The 8,095-nt window shown below is 66.7% G+C and carries 5 protein-coding genes; all 5 read right to left on the bottom strand.

Going from position 1 to position 8,095, the window contains the following annotated elements; translation table 11 throughout:
- Nucleotides 1-24 precede the first annotated feature (24 nt).
- Nucleotides 25-3,498, bottom strand: coding sequence for a DNA polymerase III subunit alpha (gene dnaE, locus ACIPIA_RS06430; protein ID WP_400507772.1), 3,474 nt, complete (start codon nucleotides 3,496-3,498; stop codon nucleotides 25-27).
- A gap of 502 nt (nucleotides 3,499-4,000) precedes the next feature.
- Complete coding sequence (locus ACIPIA_RS06425) at nucleotides 4,001-4,690, bottom strand: ABC transporter ATP-binding protein (protein WP_400507770.1); 690 nt, start codon at nucleotides 4,688-4,690, stop codon at nucleotides 4,001-4,003.
- On the bottom strand, nucleotides 4,690-5,982 hold the full coding sequence (locus ACIPIA_RS06420) for a lipoprotein-releasing ABC transporter permease subunit (protein ID WP_400507769.1): 1,293 nt from the start codon (nucleotides 5,980-5,982) through the stop codon (nucleotides 4,690-4,692). The genes ACIPIA_RS06425 and ACIPIA_RS06420 overlap by 1 nt, the downstream gene beginning before the upstream one ends.
- A 46-nt stretch (nucleotides 5,983-6,028) precedes the next feature.
- Nucleotides 6,029-7,360 carry a proline--tRNA ligase gene (gene proS / locus ACIPIA_RS06415; RefSeq protein ID WP_400507767.1) on the bottom strand — a complete coding sequence of 444 codons (1,332 nt, stop codon included), beginning with the start codon at nucleotides 7,358-7,360 and terminating at the stop codon, nucleotides 6,029-6,031.
- Between the two features lie 185 nt (nucleotides 7,361-7,545).
- A complete protein-coding gene (coaD, locus tag ACIPIA_RS06410; RefSeq protein WP_400507765.1) occupies nucleotides 7,546-8,046 on the bottom strand; it encodes a pantetheine-phosphate adenylyltransferase in 501 nt (166 codons plus the stop codon).
- Between the last annotated feature and the right edge of the window lie 49 nt (nucleotides 8,047-8,095).

Genomic DNA, 8,095 nt, shown 5'->3' with positions numbered 1-8,095 from the left:
GACAACCATGCCTGACGAGAATGGCTAGCGCAGTTCGACGCTGACGACGCCGGGCGCGGCGCGGACGGCATTGGCGATCTGCTGGTTGATCGGGAATTTCCCGGGCAGCTCGATCTCGACCTCCTGGGCACCATCGTCGAGAATCATGACGATTGAGACCTTGCCCTCGGCACGCACAGCATCGCGCGGGCGGATGCGCTCCGCGATCGAGGCGACCGCCTTGTCGTCGCGCAGATAGATCAGCAGGTCCTGCTTCTGGCGGGAGGCGAGGTCGTCCAGCACCTCGACATCCTCGATGCGAGGCCGCACCTCTTCGCCGTCGAGCACCGCGGAGAGACGCAGCACCAGCGCCCTGCCCGGCTCCAGCAGGTCGCGGTAGCGCATCAGCCCTTCCGAGAACAGCACGGCCTCGAACTGCCCGCTGGGGTCCGACAGGTTTACGATGCCCATCTTGTTGCCCGATTTGGTGCGCCGCTCCGACTTGTCGATCACGGAGACCGCCACCTTGCCGACGCCGGTGCCGTTGACCTTCACCGTCTGGGCGAAATCGGCATAGCGCTGCACACGCAGGCGCTTCAGCACATGCTCGTAATCATCGAGGGGGTGGCCCGACAGGAAGAAGCCGACCGCCTCGTGCTCGCGCTTGAGCTTCTCGGCGGGAGCCCAGGGCTCGACCTGCGGAATGCGGAAGGCCTCCTGAACCACGCCACCGCCGAGAAGATCGAACTGTCCGGCCGCCGCCTCGTCGCGGATACGGTTCGACAGCGCCAGCATCCCGTCGATCGCGGCCATGGCGCGGGCGCGGTCCTCCTCCAGCTCGTCCAGCGCACCCGCGGCGATCAGCGCCTCGAGCGTACGGCGGTTGACCAGCTTGGTGTCGATGCGGCGGGCGAGATCGGCAAGATCGCGGAACGGGCCGCCTGCCGCCCGCGCCGTCACCACCGACTCCACCGCCGCGCGGCCCACGCCCTTGATGGCGCCCAGCGCGTAGAAGATCTTGCCATCGGCCACGTCGAACTCGACGCCGGAGCGGTTGATCGCGGGGCGCTCGACCTTGATGCCGAGGCGCTCGGCGTCGCGCCGGAATTCCGACAGCTTGTCGGTGTTGCCCATATCGAGCGTCATCGACGCCGCCAGGAACTCGACCGGGAAATTCGCCTTGAGATAGGCGGTCTGGAATGCGACCACGGCATAGGCGGCCGCGTGGCTCTTGTTGAAGCCGTAGTCGGCGAACTTCGCCAGCAGGTCGAAGATCTCGGACGCCGTGTCCTTCTTGATGCTGTTCTCGATGGCGCCCTTCACGAAACGGTCGCGCTGGGCGTCCATCTCGGCCTTGATCTTCTTGCCCATCGCGCGGCGCAGAAGGTCGGCTTCGCCGAGCGAATAGCCCGACAGAGCCTGCGCCACCTGCATCACCTGCTCCTGGTAGACGATGATGCCATGGGTCTCGCGCAGATAGGGTTCCATCCCCGGGTGGAGATAGGTCGGGTCCTCGAGCCCGAGCTTGCGGCGGCAATAGGTCGGGATGTTGTCCATCGGGCCCGGCCGGTACAGAGCCACCAGCGCGATCAGGTCCTCGATACGGTCGGCCTTCATCTCGACCAGCGCCTTGCGCATGCCGACCGATTCCACCTGGAACACGCCGACCGTCTCGCCGCGGGCCAGCATGGCGTAGGTCGGCGGATCATCGAACGGCAGCTGGGCGAGATCGATATGGATGTCGCGCTGTGCGATCAGCTTCACCGCCGTCGTCAGCGTCGTCAGCGTCTTGAGGCCGAGGAAGTCGAACTTCACCAGGCCGGCCTGCTCGACCCACTTCATGTTGAACTGGGTGACGCGCATGCCGGTGCGCGGATCGACCGACAGCGCGACGAGCTGCTCCAGCGGTCGGTCGCCGATCACCACGCCTGCGGCGTGAGTCGAAGCGTGGCGGTGAAGCCCTTCCAGCTTCTGGCCAATTTCCAGAAGGCGCGCGACGATCGGCTCTTCCTCGGCCGCCTGCTGCAGCTTGGGCTCGCCCTCGATCGCCTCCTTCAGCGAGATTGGCTTGGCCGGGTTCTGCGGCACCAGCTTGGTCAGCTTGTCGACCTGGCCATAGGGCATTTCGAGCACGCGGCCGACGTCGCGCAGCACGCCGCGCGCGAGCAACGTGCCGAAGGTGATGATCTGGGCGACGCGTTCCTGCCCATAATGATGCTTCACATATTCGATCACCTCTTCACGCCGGTTCTGGCAGAAGTCGATGTCGAAGTCCGGCATCGAGACGCGATCCGGATTCAGGAAGCGCTCGAAGAGCAGGCCGAAGCGCAGCGGGTCGACGTCGGTGATCGTCAGCGCATAGGCAACGAGCGAGCCCGCACCGGAGCCGCGGCCCGGGCCGACCGGAATGTCATGGGCCTTGGCCCATTTGATGAAGTCCGAGACGATCAGGAAGTAGCCCGGAAACTTCATCCGGGTGATGATCGAAAGCTCGAAATCGAGCCGCTTCTCGTAATCCTCGGCGGTGAAGGGCTCGGCCGGGCCATGCTTGGCCAGCCGCGCGGCGAGGCCCGCACGGGCCTGCTCCTGCAGCTCCTCCGCCTCGTCGCGCCCCTCCTCGCCGAAACGCGGCAGGATCGGCTTGCGCGTCGAGACGCGCCAGTGGCAGCGCATCGCAATCTCGACCGTGCTCGCCAACGCCTCCGGCAGATCGGCGAAGCGCTTCTTCATCTCGGCGCGCGAGGCGAAATAATGCTCGGGCGAAACGCGGCGGCGCGTGCCGTCGGAAACGAGCCGGCCTTCCGCCACGGCCAGCAGCGCATCATGCGCATCGAAATCGGCGCCCTTGGCGAAGAAGGGCTCGTTGGTCGCCACGATCGGCAGGTCGGCGTCATAGGCGAGACGCAGGAGATGCGCCTCCAGCGCCGCCTCCCCGTCGCTGCCATGGCGCTGGATCTCGACATAAAGGCGGTCGCCATAGATCTCGGCGAGCGTCGCGAGGCGGGATGCCGCCTGCGGGTGCTGGCCGTTGCGCAGGGCCACGTCGACCGGTCCGCCAGAACCACCCGTCAGGGCGATGAGCCCGGCGTTGAAGGCGGAGAGCCGCGCGACCGTGGTCACCGGCTGCCCGGCGCCGCCGGTCGCCAGCGCGGCCTCGCTGACGAGCTTCATCAGGTTGCCGTAGCCGCCCTCGTCCATCGCGAGGAGGACGATATGGGGCAGGCGCTGCGGCTGGGTCGGCTTTCGACCGCCTTCGCCCTCGTCGGCGAAATCGACGGAGAGCTGCACGCCCACGATCGGCTGCAAGCCCAATCCCGCGAGCTTCTCGGAGAATTCGAGCGCACCGAAGAGGTTGTCGGTGTCGGTGAGCGCCAGCGCCGGCTGCCCGTCGGCAGCGGCCATCTTCGCCAGGGTCGAGACGGTCATTGCGCCCTCGAGCAGCGAATAGCTCGAATGGACGTGGAGGTGGACGAAGCCGATCTCCGACAGGATGCGCGACTCGCCAGCTTCCCGACTCATGTCCTGCTCCCATCGTCGCCACGCGACTCGTCGACCTCAATCTCCTTATGAAAACTGAACCGCTTGCGAAACCTCGGCGCAGCCCGCGCCGTGGAATCCTGGCCGACGCTGTGGATGGCTCCTGCCGCGATCAGACATGCGGACCGGAGAAGATCGCGGCCCATAGCCAGATCATGCCGAGGAAGACGCCAAGCGAGGCGATCTCGGCAAGGCCGGCGGCGAATTTACGCGCTGCAGTCATGAGAACCTCCTGTGTTCCTGATAAGTTCAGTTTAGTTCATGCTTTGTTCTCGTCAATCGACGAAGACAGACCCAGGCGGCCCGCCTCCGCTGGAGGTTAACAACAGGCTAACGGATCGTTCGACCCCTTAACGGGAGGGGAATGGCGACGCGCAGCGGAGACGGGCGCCCGCCGGCCGCGACCTTGCTCTCCAGGACAGTTGCCCGCCCGCGGCAGACCGGACCGGCACGCCAGCCCGGCCGGCAGCGGCGGCCGGCGCCCTCAATCCAGCGCGACGACCAGTCCTTCGCGGATCGTCACCTGCCGGTCCATCTGGCGGGCGAGCTGCAGATTATGCGTCGCGATCAGTGCTGCGAGCCCCGACGCGCGCGCCAGCGCCATCAGGGTGGCGAAGACATGCTGCGAGGTATGCGGGTCGAGGTTACCGGTCGGCTCGTCCGCCAGCAGCAGTCGCGGACCATTGGCGACGGCACGGCCGATGGCGACGCGCTGCTGCTCGCCGCCGGAGAGCTCGCTCGGCAGGTGGTCCAGCCGTTCGCCGAGGCCGAGGAAGGTCAGCAGCTCCGAGGCCCGCTCCTCCGCCTCGTCGCGCGCCAGACCGCGGATGCGCTGCGGCAGCACGACATTCTCCAGCGCCGTGAACTCCGGCAGGAGATGGTGGAACTGGTAGACGAACCCGATCTCGGTGCGACGCAGCCGCGTGCGGCCGGCATCGTCGAGCTTGGTGGTCGCGAGACCGCCGACGAAGACTTCGCCGGCATCCGGCTTCTCGAGCAGGCCGGCGACATGGAGCAGCGTCGACTTGCCGGTGCCGCTCGGCGCGACCAGCGCCACGACCTCGCCCGGCCAGAGCGCGAAATCGGCCCGGCGCAGCACTTCGAGCGGTGCATCGCTCTGCGGATAGAAGCGCTCGACCTGCGAAAGGAAGAGCGCGGGCATCTCCTGCGCCATCAGCCCATCCTCAGCGCTTCGACCGGATCGAGGCGCGCCGCCTTCCAGGCCGGATAAAGGGTCGCCAGCAGCGACAGCGTCAACGCCATCAACACGACGCTCACGACCTCGCGCCAGTCGATGACGGAGGGGATGTCGCTGAGGAAGCGCACCGTCGGATCCCAGAGATTGGCGCCGGTGATCCAGTTCAGCACAGCCATGATCGACTTGATGTTGTTGGCGAAGAGTACGCCGAGGATGAGGCCCGCAACCGTGCCGATGACGCCGATCGCGGCGCCGGTGATCAGGAAGACGCGCAGCACCGTCCCGCGCGTCGCCCCCATCGTGCGCATGATCGCGATGTCGGCGGTCTTGTCCTTCACCAGCATGATCAGGCCGGAGACGATGTTCAGCGCCGCCACCAGCACGATCAGCGTCAGGATGATGAACATCACGTTCCGCTCGACCTCGAGCGCATTGAAGAAGCTGCGATTGCGCTGGCGCCAGTCCGACAGCACGAGCGGGCGCGGCGCATCGGCCTCGATCGCGTCGCGCACCGCCTGCGTACGGTCGGGATTGTCGACGAAGATCTCGATGACGTTCACGTCGCCGTCGCGGTTGAAATAGGCCTGGCTCTCGGCGAGCGGCATGTAGACGAAGGTGCCGTCGAACTCCGTCATGCCGATCTCGAAGATCGCCTTGACCGGGTAGGCCTTGATGCGCGGGGCCGTGCCGAAGGGCGTCGAGGCACCCTGCGGCGAGACCAGCGTCATCGTGTCGCCGGCCTGGATTCCCAGCGCATTGGCGAGGCGCCGCCCGATGGCCACCCCCGGCGTGCCGCCGTCGAAGCCGTCGAGCGTGCCCGACTTGATGTTGCCGCCGATGAAGGGAATCGCCTTGATGTCGGCCTCGCGCACGCCGCGGACCAGCACGCCGTTGTTGCCGGTCTGCGAGGAAGCCAGCGCCTGGCCCTCGACCAGCGGGATGGCGAGCTTGACGCCATGAATCTTGGCGAGTTTCTGCGCGACGCTGTCGTAATCGTCGAGCGGCCGGTCGATCGGCGTCGCGAAGATGTGCCCGTTCACGCCCACGATCTTCTCGAGCAGCTCCTTGCGGAAGCCGTTCATCACCGACATCACGATGATCAGCGTGGCGACGCCGAGCAGGATACCGAGGAAGGAGAAGCCCGCGATGACCGAGACGAAGCCTTCGCGCCGGCGCGTGCGCAGATAGCGGCCGGCCAGCAGCCACTCGAAACCGGCGAAGGGCTTCGTTCCCGTAGGGACGCCAGCGTTCTCGGCGACGGCGCTCATGCAGCAGCCCTGGTCATGCGTGGAGGAGCTCCGGCGGGGCCTTCCGTCACGCGGTCCGGCCCTTGAAGCGGTCCAGCGCGGCCTCGAGCGAAACGAGCTCCCGCTCGCCGCCGGCACGACGCTTCAGCTCGACCTTGCCCTCGGCCAGGCCCTTCGGGCCGACGATGATCTGCCAGGGCACGCCGATCAGGTCGGCCGTGGCGAACTTGGCGCCCGGCCGGTCGTCGGTATCGTCGAGCGCGGCATCGTAGCCCCTGGCGAGCAGGTGCTTGTAGATCTGTTCGGCCGCGCCGTCGGTCGCGGCGTCGCCGACCTTGAGGTTGATGACGGCGACGTCGAAGGGCGCGATTTCTTCGGGCCAGACGATGCCGGCATCGTCGTGCCCGGCCTCGATCAGGGCCGCGACGAGGCGGCTGGGCCCGATGCCGTAGGAGCCGCCATGGAGCAGCACCGGCTGTCCGTCCGGCCCGGCCACGGTCGCGCCCATCGGCTCGGAATACTTGGTGCCGAAATAGAAGATGTGGCCGACCTCGATGCCGCGCGCCGAGACGCGCTTGTCTTCCGGCACCGCCTCGAAGGCCGCCTTGTCGTGCATCTCCTCGGTCGCGGCGTAGAGGCTCGTCCACTTGTCGAAGACGCCCTGAAGGCCGGCGACGCTGTCGAAATCGGTGTCGGCGGCCGGGGTCTCGAAATTGAGGTAGTCGCTGTGGCAGAAGACCTCGCTCTCGCCGGTCGAGGCGAGCACGATGAACTCGTGGCTCAGGTCGCCGCCGATCGGGCCGGTATCGGCCTTCATCGGGATCGCCTTCAGGCCGAGCCGCGCGAAGGTGCGCAGATAGGCCGTGAACATGCGGTTATAGGCGTGGCGCGCCGCGTCCTTGTCGAGATCGAAGGAATAGGCGTCCTTCATCAGGAACTCGCGCCCGCGCATCACGCCGAAGCGGGGGCGAACCTCGTCGCGGAACTTCCACTGGATGTGGTAGAGATTGAGCGGCAGGTCCTTGTAGGACTTGACATAGGCCCGGACGATCTCGGTGACCATCTCCTCGTTGGTCGGGCCGTAGAGCATGTCGCGGTCGTGCCGGTCCTTGATCCGCAGCATCTCCTTGCCATAGGCATCGTAACGCCCGCTTTCCCGCCAGAGATCGGCCGACTGGATGGTCGGCATCAGGATCTCGATGGCGCCCGAGCGATTCTGCTCCTCGCGAACGACGTTGCTGATCTTGTTGAGCACGCGCAGGCCCAGCGGCAGCCAGGCATAGATGCCGGCCGATTCCTGCCGGATCATGCCGGCGCGCAGCATCAGCCGGTGCGAGACGATCTCCGCCTCCTTGGGCGTGTCGCGCAGGAGCGGCAGGAAATAGCGGGAGAGACGCATCGGAAAACCTGTCGGAGGGGATCGCGCAGGGGCCTGCGCCGAAGATCACTGAACGAGTCGCTTCATCTGAGAGACACCATCGCTCTCAGCAAAATGCAAACCTAAATCAGCAGAAAGCGACGGATAATGGCGAAGTTGTGGGGCGAGAGGATCGGACTACTTCGCGATCGGCCAGCAGAACAGCTTCAGTTCCCGGCGAAGCGCGCCGTCAGCGCGGCGAGCACGACAGGCGGCACGAAGGGCGAGACATCGCCACCCATCGCCGCGATCTGGCGCACCAGCGTCGCGGTGATGAAGCGCACGCCCGGCGAGGCCGGCAGGAACACCGTCTGCACATCGGGCGCCATCGTCCCGTTCATGCCGGCCATCTGCATCTCGTAGTCGAGATCGCTGCCGTCGCGCAGGCCGCGGATGATGATCGAGGCCCCCGCCCGGCGCGCCGCATCGACGGCGAGATCGTCGAAGGTCACGACATCGAGAACAGCCCCCTTCGCCGCCAGCAGCGGCGTCGCGACCGTCCGCACCAGCTCGGCGCGCTGATCGACGGAAAGCAGCGGCGTCTTGCCGGGGTGTACGCCAATCGCCACGACGAGCTTGTCGCAGAGCCCCGCCGCCGCCGCGATCACGTCGGCATGGCCGTTGGTCACGGGGTCGAAGGAGCCGGTGTAGAAAGCAATGCGCGTCATGACGTTAGCGTTAGCGGCTCACCTGCGGCCCGACAAGCGGGCTCGCCGA

This window comes from Allobosea sp. CER48 (assembly GCF_044752385.1).
In the GTDB taxonomy this organism is placed as follows: Bacteria; Pseudomonadota; Alphaproteobacteria; order Rhizobiales; family Beijerinckiaceae; genus Allobosea.
The sequence above is the reverse complement of the archived record's forward strand: the minus strand, read 5'-3'. Positions and strand labels throughout refer to the sequence as shown.